The 16,844-nt window shown below is 76.3% G+C and carries 11 protein-coding genes; 5 read left to right on the top strand and 6 right to left on the bottom strand.

The window, feature by feature from the left end:
- Window positions 1-65: 65 nt before the first annotated feature.
- Window positions 66-947 (top strand): F510_1955 family glycosylhydrolase, encoded by an 882-nt coding sequence (locus ACIRPH_RS02120; RefSeq protein ID WP_402908230.1) that lies wholly within the window; start codon window positions 66-68, stop codon window positions 945-947.
- Window positions 948-1,225: 278 nt separating this feature from the next.
- Here the strand turns inward: ACIRPH_RS02120 and ACIRPH_RS02115 are convergent, their stop codons facing one another.
- The 6 genes from ACIRPH_RS02115 to ACIRPH_RS02090 form a co-directional block, all read right to left on the bottom strand.
- Window positions 1,226-4,933: an AAA family ATPase gene (locus tag ACIRPH_RS02115; protein ID WP_402908228.1), complete on the bottom strand. Its 3,708-nt coding sequence runs from the start codon at window positions 4,931-4,933 to the stop codon at window positions 1,226-1,228.
- Between the two features lie 301 nt (window positions 4,934-5,234).
- Window positions 5,235-6,218 carry a sporulation protein gene (locus tag ACIRPH_RS02110; protein WP_402908226.1) on the bottom strand — a complete coding sequence of 328 codons (984 nt, stop codon included), beginning with the start codon at window positions 6,216-6,218 and terminating at the stop codon, window positions 5,235-5,237.
- Between the two features lie 373 nt (window positions 6,219-6,591).
- Window positions 6,592-8,841, bottom strand: coding sequence for a heavy metal translocating P-type ATPase (locus tag ACIRPH_RS02105; RefSeq protein WP_402908224.1), 2,250 nt, complete (start codon window positions 8,839-8,841; stop codon window positions 6,592-6,594).
- 168 nt (window positions 8,842-9,009) lie between these two features.
- Complete coding sequence (locus ACIRPH_RS02100; protein ID WP_402908222.1) at window positions 9,010-9,762, bottom strand: cupin domain-containing protein; 753 nt, start codon at window positions 9,760-9,762, stop codon at window positions 9,010-9,012.
- Window positions 9,759-10,664: a PmoA family protein gene (locus ACIRPH_RS02095; protein WP_402908220.1), complete on the bottom strand. Its 906-nt coding sequence runs from the start codon at window positions 10,662-10,664 to the stop codon at window positions 9,759-9,761. Before ACIRPH_RS02095 ends, ACIRPH_RS02100 begins: the two co-directional genes overlap by 4 nt.
- Before the next feature lie 16 nt (window positions 10,665-10,680).
- A complete protein-coding gene (locus ACIRPH_RS02090) occupies window positions 10,681-11,796 on the bottom strand; it encodes a Gfo/Idh/MocA family protein (RefSeq protein WP_402908218.1) in 1,116 nt (371 codons plus the stop codon).
- 114 nt (window positions 11,797-11,910) lie between these two features.
- Between ACIRPH_RS02090 and ACIRPH_RS02085 the strand changes: the two genes are divergently transcribed.
- The 4 genes from ACIRPH_RS02085 to ACIRPH_RS02070 all read left to right on the top strand — a co-directional run bounded on the left by ACIRPH_RS02085 (window position 11,911) and on the right by ACIRPH_RS02070 (window position 16,825).
- Complete coding sequence (locus tag ACIRPH_RS02085) at window positions 11,911-12,930, top strand: LacI family DNA-binding transcriptional regulator (protein WP_402908216.1); 1,020 nt, start codon at window positions 11,911-11,913, stop codon at window positions 12,928-12,930.
- Window positions 12,931-13,439: 509 nt separating this feature from the next.
- Window positions 13,440-14,615 (top strand): MFS transporter, encoded by a 1,176-nt coding sequence (locus ACIRPH_RS02080; protein ID WP_402908214.1) that lies wholly within the window; start codon window positions 13,440-13,442, stop codon window positions 14,613-14,615.
- A 209-nt stretch (window positions 14,616-14,824) separates the two neighbouring features.
- On the top strand, window positions 14,825-15,427 hold the full coding sequence (locus tag ACIRPH_RS02075; RefSeq protein ID WP_402908212.1) for a DUF1707 domain-containing protein: 603 nt from the start codon (window positions 14,825-14,827) through the stop codon (window positions 15,425-15,427).
- 345 nt (window positions 15,428-15,772) lie between these two features.
- Window positions 15,773-16,825 (top strand): hypothetical protein, encoded by a 1,053-nt coding sequence (locus ACIRPH_RS02070; protein WP_402908210.1) that lies wholly within the window; start codon window positions 15,773-15,775, stop codon window positions 16,823-16,825.
- The last annotated feature ends 19 nt before the right edge of the window (window positions 16,826-16,844 follow it).

Here is a 16,844-nt window from a genome sequence, read left to right as displayed (position 1 = left end):
GTCCACGCGGGCGCCGGGCGACCGGCCCGGCGCCCGATCGGCCTTCGGAGGAAACGGTGGGAAGAATGAGCACGGGACAGAGGACGCGGCTGTCGGCCGCGGCCGCGACGGCGGCCCTGGCGGTCATGGCGGCCGGGTGCGCGGCGCAGGGGCAGGAGGGGGCCGACCCGTCGTCCGGGACGGCCGCGGCGGGCGTCGCGCTGCCCGGGGAGGTGTCGCACGTGCACGCCGTGGACGTCGACCCCGAGGGCGGCGACATCCTGGTCGCCACCCACGAGGGCCTCTACGTCCTGCCCGCCCCGGGCGCGGGGGAAGGGGCCGCCGAGGCGCGCAGGGTCGGTCCGGCCATCGACCTGATGGGCTTCGCGGTCGCCGGGCCGGGGCGCTACGTGGCGAGCGGACACCCCCACCCGGGGGTGGACATGCCCGACCCGGTGGGCCTGATCGAGTCCCGCGACGGCGGGGCGACCTGGCGGGCGCTGTCGAGGGCGGGGCGGTCGGACTTCCACGCCCTGGCCGCGACGCCCGACAGGGTGGTCGGGTTCGACGGCGCCCTGCGCGCGACGGAGGACGGCACCGCGTGGGAGGCGCTCGACGAGGCCGTCGAGCCGTTCTCCCTCGGGGTGTCCGACGACGGCCTGACCGTCGTGGCGACCACGCGGGACGGGCTGGTGCGCTCGACCGACGGCGGGTCCGGGTTCTCCGCCGTCGACGGGGCGCCGCCGCTGGCGCTGGTCGACTGGGCCCCGGGGACGGACACCGTCCTCGGGGTCGCGCCGGACGGCGACGTCCACCGCAGTGAGGACGCCGGCGCGTCGTGGGAGCCGACCGGACGGATCGACGGCGGGGCGCAGGCGCTCCACGCCGACGCCGACCAGGTCGTCGCGGTGGCCGGCGGCCGGGTGGTGCGCTCGACCGACGGGGGCGCCGTCTTCGGTTCCTGGTGAGGCAGGGGGCCGCGGCGGCACGCGCGGCGGCCGCGGCCCCCGCCCCCCGCGGCCCCCGGCCCCTCTGCGCTCCCGTCCCCCGCGACGGGGGCCGGCCCTGCCGATCGCGTCCGCGACGTGCTCGGAGGCCGCCCCGCCCCCCCGCGACCGGGATCCGCGCTCCGGGCCCCGGGCCCCGGGACCCCGGGGCCGGTACGGGCCCTCCGGGTCGGCCCGGCCCCGGCAGGCCCGGCCCCGGACGGGAGGAGCCGCCGCGGACCGGGGACCCGGCCCGCGCCCTACAGGTACAGACCCGGGCCGGTCCACGCGGTCCCGTGCCCGGGCAGGCCGACGGGCACGTCCTCCGGGGCGAGCGTGCGCAGCACGTCCCCGTCGCCCAGGTCCAGCTCCGCCACCCGCGCCGCCTGGGCGCGGGCCGTCCGCTCGAGGAGGTCCTCCGCCAGGCGGGCGTTGGCCGGGGACTCCGGCCGCCCCCGCAGCAGCAGCCCGCGCACGGCCTCGGCGGTGCCCGGGGCCAGGCGGAACCCCGCCTCCTGGGCGAGCCCGGAGAACACCGCCGCCAGGTCCTCCTCGGACAGGTCGGCGAAGCGCAGCCTCCGGGTGAGCAGCGCGTCGAGCTCCGGACGCGCCTCCAACAGGCCCGGCAGCCCCTCCGCGGAGCCGGACACGACCACCATCAGATCGTGCCGGTGCACACCCGTCAGGTGCACCAGTTCCCGCACCGCCTCGTCCACCGACGCGTCGGCTCCGGGTCGGGCCAGCACCGTGTGCGCCTCCGCCACGAACAGCACCCCGCCCAGCGCCGACCGGACCGCCGACGCGGTCAGCTGCGCGCTCTGCCCGGGCATCGCCCCCAGCAGTTCCTCCCGCCCCACCCGCACGACATGTCCCGACGACAGCAGCCCGCGGCGGCCGCACACCGCTCCGGCGAGCTCCGCGAACGTCGACCGCCCGGTGCCCGCGGGGCCGAGGAGCGCCATGTGGTCGATCGCGCCCGACACGGTGATCCCCGCGGAGCGGCGGGCCTCCTCCACCCCGGCCCGCGCGTCCAGCGCGCGCAGCTCCCGCCGGGCCGCCTCCTGGCCGACGAGCCGCTCGGCGGAGGCCAGGGGGTCCTCCTGCGCGGGGGCGCCGACCCGGGCGCCCGCGCTCAGGGGGAGGTCGGAGGGCAGCAGCTCGCGCAACTCGTCGGCCGACCGCTTCCTGCCGTCGGTGATGCGCTCGGCCTGCAGGGCCGTCGCACGCTCCAGGAGGTTGCGCACGAGCCGCGCGTTGCCGAACGCGTGGTCGCGCCCCGTGGCCCGCAGCAGGCGGCGCACCCGGTCGGCGGTGCCCGCGCCGAGCGCGAACCCGGCCTCGCGCGCCATGACCCCGAAGATCTCCGCGAGCTCGTGGTCGGTGTAGTCGGGGAAGGAGAGGTGCCGCGGGAACCGCGACGCCAGGCCGGGGTTGGAGGAGAGGAACCGCGCCATCTCCTCCGGGTACCCGGCCACCACCACGACGAGGTCTTCGCGGTGGTCCTCCACCAGGCGCAGCAGCGTCGCGACGGCCTCGGCCCCGTAGTCGTTGGTCGAGGTCGAGGAGGTGAGCGCGTACGCCTCGTCGACGAACAGCACCCCGCCCAGCGCGCTGCGCACCACGCGCTCCACCTTCGGAGCGGTCTGCCCGATGTACTCGCCCACCAGGTCGCCGCGCGAGACGTCCACCAGGTGCCCGGACGACAGCAGGCCCAGTTTCGCGTAGACCGCGCCGAGCATCCGGGCGACCATCGTCTTGGCCGTGCCCGGGCTGCCGGTGAACACCATGTGCCGGGCCGGCGCGGACACCGGGACCCCGGAGGCGGCGCGCAGCCGGTCGGCCTCGGCCTCGGCCGCGTACAGCCGTACCTCCCGCTTGACCGTCTCCAGGCCCACGAGCGCGTCCAGCTCGGCCAGCGGATCCTCCGGAACCCCCGACGTCCCCCGCCCGACGGCGACCGCGGCGACCGACTCCGGGTTCTCGGGCAGGTCCTCGGCCAGCAGGCGGCGCAGCCGGTCGGTCTCGCCGTCCGAGGCGTCGGAGCCCGCCCCCAGGCCCGCCGGCGAACCGGCGGGCGAGGCCGCCACCCGGACCGCCTGCCGCGACAGGGCGCGGTCCAGCAGCATCCGGGCCGTGCGGGCGCCGGCGGAGCCCCGGCCGCGCGCGAGGCGTTCCAGCAGCCTCCCGGCCCTGGCCACGGCTTCCGGATCGGCCTCCAGGCCCCCGTCCTCGACCATGGCGGCGAAGATCGCGGTGAGCTCTCCGCCGGTCGGCTCGCCGAACGGCAGCCGTCGGCCGATCCGGGCGGCCAGCCGCGGGTGGGCCGACAGCAGGCGGCCGAGGGACTGCTCGGTGTCGGCGAACACCACCACCAGTTCGTCGGCGTGCTCGTCCATCTTGCGCACCAGCGCCGCCAGTGCGTCGGCGCCCGGGTTGCGCCCGCTCTCGGAACCGGCCAGCGCCGCCGCCTCGTCCACGAGCAGCACGCCGCCCAGGGCGCCGCGCACCACCTGGGCGACCCGTTCGGCCACGCCGCCGGAGTGGTCGGCCACCAGGTCGGCCCGGCCCACCTCGGTCACCCGGCCCGTGCGCAGCAGTCCCGCGTCCGCGTAGAGCGCCCCGATGATCCCGGCCACCGTGGACCTGCCCGTGCCGGGGGACCCGGCGAACACCAGGTGCCGGCCCGGGGCGGCGACCGACAGACCGGCGTGTGCCCGGCGGCGCGCGGTCTCGGCCTCGGCGGCCACGGCCCGGACCTCCCGTTTGACCTCCTCCAGCCCGACCAGCGCGTCCAACCGCTCCAGCGGGGTGGGGCCGAGCGCCGGATCCGCGGTGCGCGGCCGCGCGGCCTGCTCCGGTCCGTCGGCGCCGGGCAGCCCCGGAACCGTCACGGGCGTGCTCGGCGGCCGGCAGTAGCGGCGCAGGTCGGTCTGGAACCCGCTGACCGGCAGGGGGCTGGTGAACCGGCTGGACTTGCGCACCTCGTTGCCGCTGGAGCTCAGGGCCAGCGCGCAGCGCGTGCCCATGTCCAGCCAGGTCCGGCACGCGTCGGCCTCCCCGGCCACGACGCCCTGCCACAGCCAGGTGCGCACCCGGTCCTGCCACGCGGCCAGGTCGAACTCCTTCCTGCGCGCGGCGAAGTCCCCCGACAGCTCCCGGTACTCGCCGGGGCCGAGGAGGGAGCTGGTCATCGGCGGCAGGCCGTACAGGCCCAGTCCCAGGCACAGGTCCACCAGGGTGGCGGACAGCGACGGGACGTCGTGCGCGACCGCGGCCAGCCGCGCGTGCGCGGGGGCGAACCTCTCGTGGGCCCAGGCCAGGAACCGCGCGGGCGGCGCGAACTCGGGGATGCGCGTGAAGTGCTCGGCGTCGATCGCCGCCGCCCAGGTGGTCCGCAGGTCGCGGGGGCTCGCCGACATGTCGAACTCCAGGTCGGCGGGGTGGGCGGCACGCCGGTCGAGCAGGTCGCGCCAGGCCCGGCGGCGCTCCTCCCAGGGCTCGACGCCCTCGGCCGCGTCCAGGACGTCGCCGATGAGGGCGAAGGCGGTGCGGCGGTGCTCCCGCTCCTTGGCCACCTCGATCAGGCCGTAGCACGGCGGCATGGTCAGGGTGTCCAGGAGCCACTGGTGGGACTGCGACGTCAGGTTGTCCGCGGTGGAGTGGCGGCCGATGAGGATGGAGGGCATGCGCGAGCTGCTGCCGCCGACGACCCGCAGCGGCCCCTGGAGGGTGACCAGGTGGTCGACGACGTCGCCCCGGAGGCGCTTGTGCCGCTGCTGCTCCGTCCCGGAGGGCTGCCCGGGCGGGAACTCCCGGCCGCGCGGGTCCTCGATGACCGCGTCGAACAGCTCCACGAGTTCGTCGACGAGCCGGTTCGGCACCCGCCAGGGCCCGTACTCGTAGATGTCGAGGACGGGTTCGTCGGTGAGCAGCAGTTCCAGGTGCTCGGGCAGACGGATCGCCGACACACGGACTCCTTCGGGGGGAGGGGGCGGGACAGGCGCTGACGCCGTGTGAGGATACGGTCCTGGTTACCGGCGACGACAGACATTTTCCGCCCGTACCGGGGCGGCGCCCGCGCACACGGGCGACCGCGCGGCACCGCCCGCGGCCCGCTGCGGCTGTACCCCCCGAGGGCGGAATCCGGCCCTCGGGGGCCCCGTGCGGGCGGGGGAGGGGCGTCGGCGTGCCCCTCCTCCCGACCCTTCCCGTCCTGGTCCCGCGCGGGCGGGGGAGGGACCCCCGCCCGCGCGTGCCCACCGGGCGGGGTCACTCCTCGTCGGACTCCTCTTCCTCCTCGTCCTGCTCCTCACCGTCGGAGTCCTCGCCGATCTCGTCCACGATCTCGGACACCACGTAACCCGCGGCCAGGCCGCCCACGACACCCGCGGCGGCCCCGCCGACGACGCCGAGCATGCCGCCGCCGCGCCCCTCTTCCTCCTCGTGGTACTGCTCCCCGTAGCCGTGGTGCTGACCGCCGAACAGATCGCGGTGGCGCCGGAGGGACTCCTCGATCCAGGAGTCCAGCGTCGCCGCCCAGTCCAGGCGGTCGGCGTCGTCGTGCCCGACGCGGAACCCGCTGTGCACCTCCCCGCCCTCGGAGAACATCCCGCCGCGGCGGTCGAACTCCACCACCGCCGACACGCCCTCCGGGTCGGGGAGGAGCGCGATCTCGACCTCGCCGACCTCGTGGGCGTACCGCTCGGAGGGGTGGAACTCGAACTCCTGGAAGAACGGGTACTCCTGCGCCGTCCCCGCCAGGTAGCCGCCCTCCACACCGGTGGAGCCGAGTCCGAACCCCAGCTGCGCCAGGCCCTCCAGCACGCGGTCCTGCACGGGCAGCGGGTGGACGTGCAGCCGGTCCAGGTCGCCCTTGTCGGAGGCGCCGTCGACGACGACCTCGGTGCGCAGGCCCACCAGGACGCCCGGCAGGGGGCCGCCCCCGGCCTCGGTGAGGGGTGTCTGCCACGGGATGCCGAACGTGAAGGGGACGGACAGGGTCTCCCCGGCGGCCAACCGGACCCCCGAGGCCACCGGGACCCGTGCGAACTCCACGCCCTCGTGCTCGTCGCCGTCCTGGGCGCTGACGACCAGGGCCAGGACGATCTCCGCGATCTCGGCGTCCCCGTCCCCGCCGCTCAGCTCGACGCGCCCCTCCAGGGCGGAGCCGGGGCGGACGTGGGGGTTCTCGACGACGGTGTCGATGCTGAGCCCGCCGATGCCGAAGGCCGCGAGCAGACGTTTGAAGACCATGGATTTCCTTCCGGGAGGGCCGCATGCGTGGGGTCGCCCGCGGGGGCGGGCGCCGAACGGCTCGTCACGTTCTGCGAACGCGGGGCCTCCCGGTCCGGTTCCGCCGGGGGAGCGGCGGAACCGGGGACCACCGCTTCGGGGACGTCCCAAATGGGAACGGGGCGGCGGCCGGGGCGCGCGGACCACGCGCGACCTGGGCGTCGCCCCGTTCCCGTGCGGTGGGACGACGGCAGAGGAGCCGGACCGGAAACCGCGGCTCCCGGGGCCCCGGGCGGCTGCTCGGGCAGGAGGGCGGACGTGCCCCGGGGGTTGCGGGCGCGGACCGGGGCCCGCCGGAGCGGTCGGCCTCCGGCCGGACGCGCCGTGCCGACGCCTACGCCCCGATCCGTTCACGGGCGCCGGCCGACCGGAGCAGGGCCTCCGTGCTCGCCTCCGGGCGGAGGTCGAGCCGGCGCAGCAGCTGCGCGTTCAGGGCGACCACGACCGTCGACAGCGACATCAGCACCGCGCCCACGGCCATCGGCATCACGAAACCGACGGGGGCGAGCACGCCCGCGGCCAGCGGCACCGACACCAGGTTGTACCCGGCGGCCCACCACAGGTTCTGCCGCATCTTCCGGTACCCCGCACGCGACAGCTCGATCACCGACAGGACCGACCGCGGGTCGTCACTGGCCAGGATCACCCCGGCCGAGGCGATCGCGACGTCGGTCCCCGCGCCGATCGCCAGCCCGACGTCGGCCCGGGCGAGTGCGGGGGCGTCGTTGACGCCGTCCCCGACCATGACGACCTTGCGCCCCCCGCGCTGGAGCTCGGCGACCTCGGCCCCCTTGTCCTCGGGCCTGACGCCGGCGAGGACCTGGTCGATGCCCAGCTCGGCGGCGACGGAGTTCGCGACCGCCTCGGCGTCCCCGGTGATCATGACGACCCTGATGCCGAGCGAGTGCAGGGCCTGCACCGCCTGCCGGGACTCCTCCCGGACCTCGTCGGCCAGGGCGAGCGCGCCGACGACCTCCCCGTCGGACAGCACGTGCAGGATGATCGCGCCCCGGTCCTTCCAGGTGCGGGCGACCGCCATCTCCTCGGCGCCGTGCGCCTCCAGCATGCCCGGACCGCCCACGTCGACCCTTCGGCCCCGGACGGTGCCGGAGACCCCCACGGCGGTGGAGGCGCGGAAGTCGGTGGCCCGGGGCACGTCGACGCCCCTGCGGCGCGCGGCGGCCACGACGGCCCTGGCGAGGGGGTGCTCGCTGTCGGCCTCCACGGCGGCGGCCATGGCCAGGAGCTCGTCCTCGCCGAGCCCGGCGCCGGGGGCGGTGTCGGTGACGGTGGGCTCGCCCTTGGTCAGGGTGCCGGTCTTGTCGAAGAGGACGGTGTCGGCGGTGCGCATGCTCTCCAGCGCCATGCGGTCCTTGACCAGGACGCCGCCCCGGGCGGCCCGCTCCGTGGCGATGGAGACCACCAGGGGGATGGCCAGCCCGAGGGCGTGGGGGCAGGCGATGACCAGCACGGTGATGGTGCGGACCAGGGCGTCCTCTGGCGTCCCCAGGAGCGACCAGGCGACGAGGGTGAGGACCGCCGCGCCCAGCGCGAACCAGAACAGCCAGGCCGCAGCCCTGTCCGCGAGGCGCTGCGCCCGCGACGAGGAGTTCTGGGCGTCGGCGACCAGGCGCTGGATGCCGGCGAGCGCGGTGTCCTCGCCCACGGCGGTGATCCGCACCCGGAGCGCCGAGTCCGTGGCGACGGTCCCGGCGACGACGTGGTCCCCGGGTCCCCGGCCGACGGGGCGGGACTCACCGGTGATCATCGACTCGTCGACGTCCGCGGTGCCCTCCGTGACCAGGCCGTCCGCGGGGACCCGTCCGCCGGGGCGGACGACGACCGTGTCCCCGAGGACCAGGTCGGCGGGGGCGACGGTGACCACCTCGTCGCCGACGACCTTCTCCGCCTCGTCGGGCAGCAGCGCGGCCAGGGACTCCAGCGCGGACGAGGTCTGCGCCAGCGAGCGCATCTCGATCCAGTGGCCGAGGAGCATGATCACGACGAGCAGGGCCAGCTCCCACCAGAAGTCCAGCTCGTGGGAGAGGACGCCCAGGCTCGCCCCCCAGGAGGAGAAGAAGGCCACGGTGATGGCCAGGGCGATCAGCAGCATCATGCCCGGCCGGAGGGCCCTGATCTCGTCGACCGCGCCCGTCAGGAACGGCCGGCCGCCCCAGAGGTACATGACGGTGCCGAGCACCGGCGAGACCCATCCGACGCCGGGAACCCCCGGAACCGTGTAGCCCGCGATGGAGGCGAACATCGTGCTCAGGCCGACCGTGGGAACGGCCAGGACCAGCATGATCCAGAACAGCCGCCGGAACCGGCCCACGTGGTCGCCGTGGCCCGCGTGCCCGGAGTGCCCTCCGTGCCCGGAGTGGTCAGAAGGTCCTCCGTGTCCGCTGTGGTCGGCGTGGCCGGTCCCGGGGTGCTCGCCCCGCCCGTGCCCCGAGGGGGCGGCGCCGTCCGGGGGCACGGAGCGGTCCGCGCCGGGTGCGCGCCCGTCGGGGGCGGTGCGCCCCGTGCGGTCGGCGGGGCCTGGGCGGTCGTGGTGCGGGTCGTGTTCTCGCGGTGTCTCGTCCATGGCGCCCACGGTATACCCCTAGGGGGTATGTGACAAGGAAACGGATCCCGTGTTCCACCGTGTCGTTCCGGCCCGTGCCGTTCCGGAGGGGCCCGGCGGGGCGGTCGGCCGGACCCCGGGGGCCTGCGCCCGTACGTCCCCCAGGGCCGGGGCCCGCGCCCCGCCGGGTCAGCCCGCCGGGCCGTCCGCACCGCCGGAGGGCCCCGGCCGCCGCTTGCGGAGCCGGCCGCACATGCCGAAGTGCCGCGGCCCGGGAAGCGGCTCGGTGCGCACCACGGCCGCCTCCGCCATGGCGCCGGGGTCGCCCCGCTCCAGCGAGGCCAGCTGCCGCCGGGTCAGCTCCGCCTCGCGCTCCACCCCCTCGCGCCAGATCTCCCGCCACGCCTCCACCCGGGGGCGGACGATCTCCGCCGCGAGCCGGTGGAAGTCCCGGAGGGCCTCCCCGCCGTCCTGCCCGGCCGCGGAGACGAGTTCCAGGTACCCCTCCACGGCGAGGTCGCGCCGGGCGCGGGCCAGCGCCGCCCGCTCCTCCTCGGGGGCGTCCTGGGAGAGGCGGGCGGCGGCCTCGTAGGCCGCGCGGTCGGCCAGCACCGCCCGCGGGAAGGTGAGGACAGCGTCTCCCGCCTCCGGGAGACCCGCGTTCTGCATGACCGCGGTGATCTCCAGCCCGCCGTGGTTGACCAGGCGGTGCACCGTCCCCGGGCCGAACCACAGGACCGTCCCGGGGTCCAGGGCGTCGGCGGCGGTCCCCTCCGGGGTGACGGTGTGGACCTCCCCGCGGCCGGCGACCACGACGTACGCCTCGGACGAGGCGGTGTGCACGTGGGGCGTGCCGCCGTGGAGCCCGTCCGCGGCCTCCCAGTCGTAGACCCGCAGGTTGCTGACGGCCGCCCCTCCGGGGAACCCCGGCGCGGCGCTCACAGTGCGAACTCCGCCGCGAGGGCCCCGACCTCGTCGGGGGCGCACATCCGGTCGACGAACACCAGCCGGTGGCGGAGGTCCAGGACGCCGCCCGGTTCGAGGACGACCGTCTCGTCGAAGGACGGCGAGGGGCTGAACACGGGGAACGGCTCGGAGCGCACGAACCACCGGATGGGCGCCGCGCCGCTCGACGTCCCCGCGAAGCAGAGGACGGTCGCCCCGCCGTCGATCTCGTCGTGCTGTCCGGTCAGGGCGATCCAGTCGGACCGGGTGCCCATGACGTCGCCCCCGGTGATCCCCGTCGCGCTCACCACGTCGCACCCCGTCCACGACCGCGGACCGCGCCAGAACAGCCCGGTGTAGCCCGCGGCGTCGCGGCCGTGCGTGGTGGGGCTGCCCAGTTCGAGGGCGCTGCCGCGCTCGTTGGTCAGCGAGGTCGCGAAGTCCAGGGCCCAGATCCCCCGGGCGGGGTCCGCCGAGTGGAAGCGGTGCGTGCGCCTCTCCCCGATCCACCGCTCGCCGGTCGAGGCGGTCCAGGCGAGTCCCTCGGTGAACGCGGCCTCGCCGTCGCCCTCGACCACGGCCTCGAAGCGCTCGTGGCGGATCGTCCCGACGTTGTCGAGCCACTGGTAGCCGCTGCCGCGCACGAAGGTCGGCCCGCCCCAGAAGTTCTGCCCGGAGACGTGGGACCAGGTCATCTGCAGGCCCTTGTGCCAGCGGTGGTCCCACGGCCGTACGGCCGTCAGGGGGGCGCCGCCGAGGGTGCGGAGGGGGTGGAGGAAGGGTTTGGGGGCCTCGACCGCCGGGGCGTCGGGCCGCAGGACGTAGCGGGCGATCTCGGTTCCCGCCGCCGTGACGGTGAGCGCGTCGGGGCCTGTGGACAGGGTGATCGTGTCGGGCATTGGTCCTCGCCTCGGGTCAGGTGAGGGCTGCCGCGGCCCTGGCCGCGTCGCCCCCGTGCATGGAGTGGTAGAAGCTGTCGTCCGGGGTCAGGTCCTGGCGCCGCACCGTCCCGCCGAGGAAGGCCGACCGGTACATGCCCGCGACGAGTTCGAGGGCCCGGCGCCCGTCGTGGCCGCCGGCGCGGGGCCGTTCGCCGCGCTCCATCGCGTCGAGGAGCGCCGCCAGCTGGGTCCGGTGGGAACTCGGCACGTCCTCCTGCGGCTCCCAGGCCGTGCCCGACCCGGCCCGCGCGGCGTGCGGCGCGGGGGTCCAGCGCCAGTGGCTGTTGTCGTAGCCGTAGAGGTGCTCCAGCTCGACCGTGGCGTCCTCGAAGTCGAAGCGCAGGTAGCTGGTCTCCCGGGGCGAGAGCAGGCTGTTGACCACGGAGAGCGTGGCGCCGGACTCCAGCCGCACGATCGCCGACGACACGTCCTCCGTCCGGGTGGACCTGGCGAGGGTGGACATCGAGGCCGTCACCTCGGACCAGTCGCCGAGCAGCGAGAGCGCGAGGTCCATCTGGTGGATGCCGTGGCCCATGCTCGGGCCCCCGCCTTCGGTGTCCCACCGGCCCCGCCAGGGGACCTCGAAGTAGGCCGGGTCCCGGTACCAGAGGGTGTGGCACACCCCGACGAGGGGGCGGCCGAGGGTGCCCTCGGCGATGTGGCGGCGCAGGCGCTCGGCGCCGGATCCGAAGCGGTGCTGGAACACGTAGCTGGCGAAGGGGCCGGTCCCGCCCCCCTCGTGGGCGACGACCTCGTCGTACTCGGCGAGGGAGAGGGCGGGCGGTTTCTCGCACCACACCCAGGCCCCGGCGTCCAGGGCGGCGACGGTCGCGCCCTTGTGCGCGGAGGGCGGTGTGCAGACGATCACGAGGTCGGGGGACTCCGCCGCGAGCATGGCGTCGACGTCCGTGTACCTGCCGGGGACGCCGTGCTCGTCCGCCGCCGCCTCCACGCGTGCCGCGTCGAGGTCGGCCAGGGCGGTCACGTCCACCCGGTCGCCCATGGCGGCGAGGGCGGGGAGGTGCCTGCCCGTGGCTATCGCGCCGCTGCCGACGACGGCCACACGGATCGGGGGTCTGGAACCGGTCACGGGCGCTCCTGGGGGGCTCGGAGAATAGTGAACGTTCACTTTTTGTGGCCCGGCCTAAGGTATGAGCGTTGGCGCCGCGCGTCAAGACCCTCCCCACCCGCGAAAGAAGGTCGGATGTCCACGTCCGGGACGCCGCGTCGGCCCACCATCATGGAGGTCGCCCGCCTCGCGGGGGTCTCCCACCAGACCGTCTCCCGGTACCTGCGCTCCGAGGGAGGGCTCAAGGAGTCGACCCGGGAGCGCGTGGGCGCCGCGGTCAGGGAGCTCGGCTACCGGCCCAACCTCATCGCGCGGTCGATGCGCACCCGGCGGACCGGACGCCTCGCGGTCCTGCTGCCCGGCCTGGGCTCCTTCAGCCCCGACCGCATGCTCCTCGGGGCCATCGCCGCCGCACGCGCAGCGGGGTTCGCCGTGGAGGTGCAGAGCGTGGACGGCGGTTCCGGCGCGCGCGCCGAACGGGTGCTCGAACTCGCCGACTCCGGGCAGGTGGAGGGCGTCCTGTCCCTGGCCCCGGTCGTCCGCGAGGGCGACCGGACGCCGGCCGGAGGGGTCCCCGTCATCGTCTGCGCCGGGTACGACGACCAGATGCGCGGCATCGGCGAACTCGCGGACGGGTCGGTCGTGGCCGACCTCGTGGCGGGCCTGGCCGCGGCGGGGCACCGGCGGTTTCTGCACGTGTCGGGCCCGTCGGGCTTCGCCTCCGCCCGGGGCCGCAAGGAGACCTTCCTCCGGACGGTCGAGCGCCTCGGTCTGGAGTTCCACGGCGTGGTCGACGGCGACTGGTCGGCCGAGTCCGGCCGCGACGCCGTGCGCTCCCTCCCCGAGGGCAGCGGGGTCACCGCGGTGATCGCGGCCAACGACGCGGTCGCCGCCGGGGTGGTCCGCGGAGCCCTCGAACGCGGCTGGAGCGTGCCGGGGGACCTCAGCGTGACGGGATGGGACAACAACCCGGTGGGCGCCTACCTCTCCCCGGCGCTCACGACGGTCGACGTCGACCGGGAGCGGCTGGGCCGCGACGCCATGGAGCGCCTGGTCGCCTCGGTCCGGGGGACCGAGCCCGAGCTGTCGGACGGGCCGCTCAACAGGATCGTCTGGCGCGAGTCCACCGGTCCTGCGCCGCTGCGGCCCCGGTAGGGCCGCGGCGGGCGGCGCCGCGGGCGCTCAGCGGAAGACGGCGGCGTTCTCCGAGGCCCACCGCTCGAACGGGGCCGCCGGGGGAACCGGTGACCAGTTCCACCGTGTCGTGGATCCCGAGCAGCCCGTCGTTGGCGTCGCCCCCGGGGAGGCCCGCGTTCGCGGCGTCACGTGTGAGGCCGCGCGGCCGGAGCGGTCCGCGTGCGGCCGGCTCCCCCAGGAGGACCCGTCCGATGTTTCCGGTGGCTCCGGTCACGAGGACCACCGGTGGGCTCCCCTCTTCCGCCGGGGTGTCCTGGGAGACGCCAGAACCTCGGCCTCCATCGAGGCCGAGGGCGCCTCCGGGGCCCGTCGGAACCCCGCGGGCAGGGGCGGAGCGGTCCCGTGCCCGGGGCCGCTCGCCGGTAGGCGAGGGGTGTCATGGGATGATCCGCTCGCACCTGCGATTTCTGGGACTCTTGGGACTCTCGGTGCGCATGGGATGAAAGCGGTTGTCTGGAGGGGGCTTCATGGGGGTCGGGCGGTCACCGGGACAGGCATGGCTGTGGCCGCTCCTGGCAAGCGTGGTGCTGACCCACACCGCCCTCAACCTCGCCCGGCCGCTCATCTCCTACCGGACCATCGCCATCGGCGGGGACGCGGTCGCGGTCGGCCTGGTCACGGCCGCGTACGCCCTGCTCCCCCTGCTCATCGCGGTCCCCGTGGGCCGGGCCACCGACCGCGCCCGGCGCACCGCCTGGATCGTCGGGCTGGGGGCGCTGATCCTGGCCGCCGGCTGCGTGTTCCTGGCGGCCACGACGGGCCTGGTCTCCCTCGCGGTCGCCAGCACCGTGGTCGGCGTGGGCCACCTGCTGTGCATGGTCGCGGGCCAGGGGCTCATCGCCAGGTTCTCCCCGCCGGAGAACCTGGACCGCGACTTCGGCTGGTTCACGGCCGCCGCGTCGCTGGGCCAGCTCGCCGGACCGCTCATCTCCGGGGCGGTCCTCGCCGACGCCTCCGGCCCGGCCCTGCTCTCCGCGACGTCGACGGCGCTCGTGATCGCCTGCGCCACCGCCGTCCTGGGCTTCCTGCCGATCCTCTTCCTGCTGCGCCTGCGCTCCCCGGCCCCCTCCGGGGGCGTCGCCCCCGGGCCCGTCCCGACCCTGTCCCTCCTGCGCAGGCCCGGTATGCCGTCCGCGCTCCTGGCCAGCCTGGCCCTGCTCTCGGCGGTGGACATCCTCACCGCGTACCTCCCGCTGATCGCCGAGAGCCGGGGCATCCCGCCCGTGCTCGTGGGGGTCCTGCTGAGCCTGCGGGCGGGAAGCTCCCTGCTCTCGCGGCTGATGCTCTCCCGGCTGCTCACGCGCTGGTCGCGCAAGCAGCTGATCGTGGCGAGCACCGCCGTGGCGGCGCTCGCCCTGGCGCTGGTCGCGGTGCCGAACGGCGGGCCGGTCGCCCTGGGGGCCGTGCTCGTCGCGGGCGGGTTCCTGCTGGGGCTGGGGCAGCCCCTGACCATGGCGGAGGTCGCCACCGCGGCGCCGAAGCAGGCGAAGGGCGCGGCCCTGGCCCTGCGCATCTGGGGGAACCGGCTCGGCCAGGTGGCCATCCCCGCCGCCGCGGCGGCGATGGCGGGGACCGCCGGAGCGCCCGGGGCGCTGCTGTTCTCGGCCGCGGTCCTGCTGGCGGCGGCGGTCACGGCCGCCTGAGCAGGGGGCCGCGACGGAGGCGCGGCCCCGGACCGGGCCACCCCGCTCGGCACCGCCGCCGGACCCGCCGGGGGCGGCCGACGCGCGGCCGGCGGAGCGCCTCCGCACGTGTACCCGAGGAGGCACTCGCGCACCAGCGGGCACTCCCGGCGGTCGAGACGGCGGTCGGCAGTGCCGTCCCGGTCCGCCGCCTGTCTATCCTTGTTGCCATGACCTCCCAGCCTTCGGAACCCTCTCCGCGCCCCGCCCCCACAGGAGGGCTTCGCGCCTCCCACGACGACCGGGAAGCGGTGGTGGAACAGCTGCGCGACGCGGCGGCCGAGGGCCGCATCGACCTCGACGAGCTGGATTCGCGCCTGGAGCAGGCGCTGAACTCCAAGACCCACGACGAGCTCGCCGCCCTGACCGCCGACCTGCCGAGGCCGGAGTCCGCCGTGGACCTGCCGCCGCTGGAGCTCAACGGCGGCGTGCACGGCGCGTCCCGGGGCCCGGAGCGCTGGGAGGTCCCCGGGCACGTGATCGCGCGCGGAGGCCTGGGAGGCGTGAAGATCGACTTCTCCCGGGCCGAGTGCCGCCTCCGGGAGGTCGTGGTGGAGGCGTACGGGGACGCGGCCGGTGTCACGATCGTGATCCCCGACGGCTGGGTCGCGGAGACCGGCGGAATGAACCCCGGCCTCGGTGGCCTGAAGGACAAGACCACCCCCGACCGGCTTCCGGGAACCCCCCTGATCCGCCTCACCGGGTCCGGCGGCATGGCGGGCGTGGTCGTCCGCCACCCCAACCGCTGGGAACGGCGCAAGCTGCAGGGCTGACCGGGGCCCGTGCCGGGCGACCGGCGCGGGCCCCGGGCCCGCCGGCGGCTCTCGCGCCCGCGTGCCGCCGCCCGGCCCCCTGCCGCCCGCCCTCCCGCCGCGCGGGACCCGGCGGCCCCGGAGGGGCCGGGACCGTTCGACCGCCGCGCGCGGGCGGCCCCCGGCAGGTCCCGGGCCCGCCGACCGGCTGGTATCGTGCCGAACCCGCTGATCCCCCCGGAACCGGGCACGCGATCGGGACGTGCGCGGCGCGGCGGACCACCGAACCACCGGACCGGTGCGGCGGCGGCCCCACCGGGTCGCGCCCCGGCCGTTCCGGTGCGAGAGACGAGGGACGGGGCCGACATGGCGGGCAGCGCGGAGGACCGGGTCGCCCCGGTTCCCGGAGGACACCCGGACCCGGAGGGGGACAGGGCCCCGGGCCTGCTGGGGCAGGCGCTGGCGACCACCGTCCGCCTCCGGCGCCCCCTGTACGGCTCCGCCCTGGCCGTGACGGCCCTGGCCGCCTGCGGCGTGGCCGCGATCGCGGTCCTGGGCTTCGCCCTGACCTGGGACGCCTTCGAGCTCCTGCGGGAGCGCGTGCGGTCCAACCAGGAGGCGGAGGTCCCCCCGTTCTCCGCCACGGGCGACATCGACGTCGCGTTCACGATGAACGGGATGCTCGTGGTGTTCCTGCTGCTCCTGCTCGCGGCCGTGGTCCTCACCCTGTCGTTCACCGCGCACGCCGTGGCCGTGCGGGACGCCCCGCCCGACCGCGCCGCCCCTCCCGCCGGCGGCCTGTGGCGGCGCGCCCGTCCGTACATGCTCCGCGTCCTGGCGGCGCAGCTGGCCGCCGGGCTGGGCGTCGTCGTCTCCGCCTCGGCGGGGGCCTTCCTGTTCGACTCCCTGGCGAGCGGCCTGATCCCCGGCGTCGAGCGGCCGGGCGCCCCCTTCACCGGCTTCGGCGCGGCGGACTGGGCGGTGGGCCTGGGCCTGCCCCTCGCCGCCGGGTGCGTGGGCCCCTACCTGGTGGTCCGCCTCTCCCTGGCCCCCTCCGCCGTGGTGTTCGAGGACGTACGGACCACGGGGGCGCTGCGCCGCTCGTGGCGGCTGACCGGCGGTGCGCAGGCGGGGGCCCTCGGGCTCTGGCTGCTGATCACGGCGGCCGTCGCGATCGTGTTCGTGCTCCTCCTCGTCGCGGCCTCGCCCCTCGCCGCCCCGGCGGGGGAGGCCGTGATGCGGCTCAGCGACGGGAACAGGTTCACCACCGCGACCCTGGTCCACTACCTCCCGGCCGCGATCGCGCTTGTCCTGCTCCCCGTGGCGGCCGTGCCGCCGGTGGGGGCCGCCCTCCCCGTGCTCTACGCGCGACTGCGCGCCCGCGAGGAGGGGCGGCGAGCACCCGGGTCAGGGGTGTGAGGCCGCCCGCGAGGAGGGC

The sequence above is a fragment of the Nocardiopsis sp. NPDC101807 genome (assembly GCF_044766605.1).
GTDB classification, from domain to species: domain Bacteria; phylum Actinomycetota; class Actinomycetes; order Streptosporangiales; family Streptosporangiaceae; genus Nocardiopsis; species Nocardiopsis tropica.
This window is presented reverse-complemented; position numbering and strand designations above follow the sequence as displayed.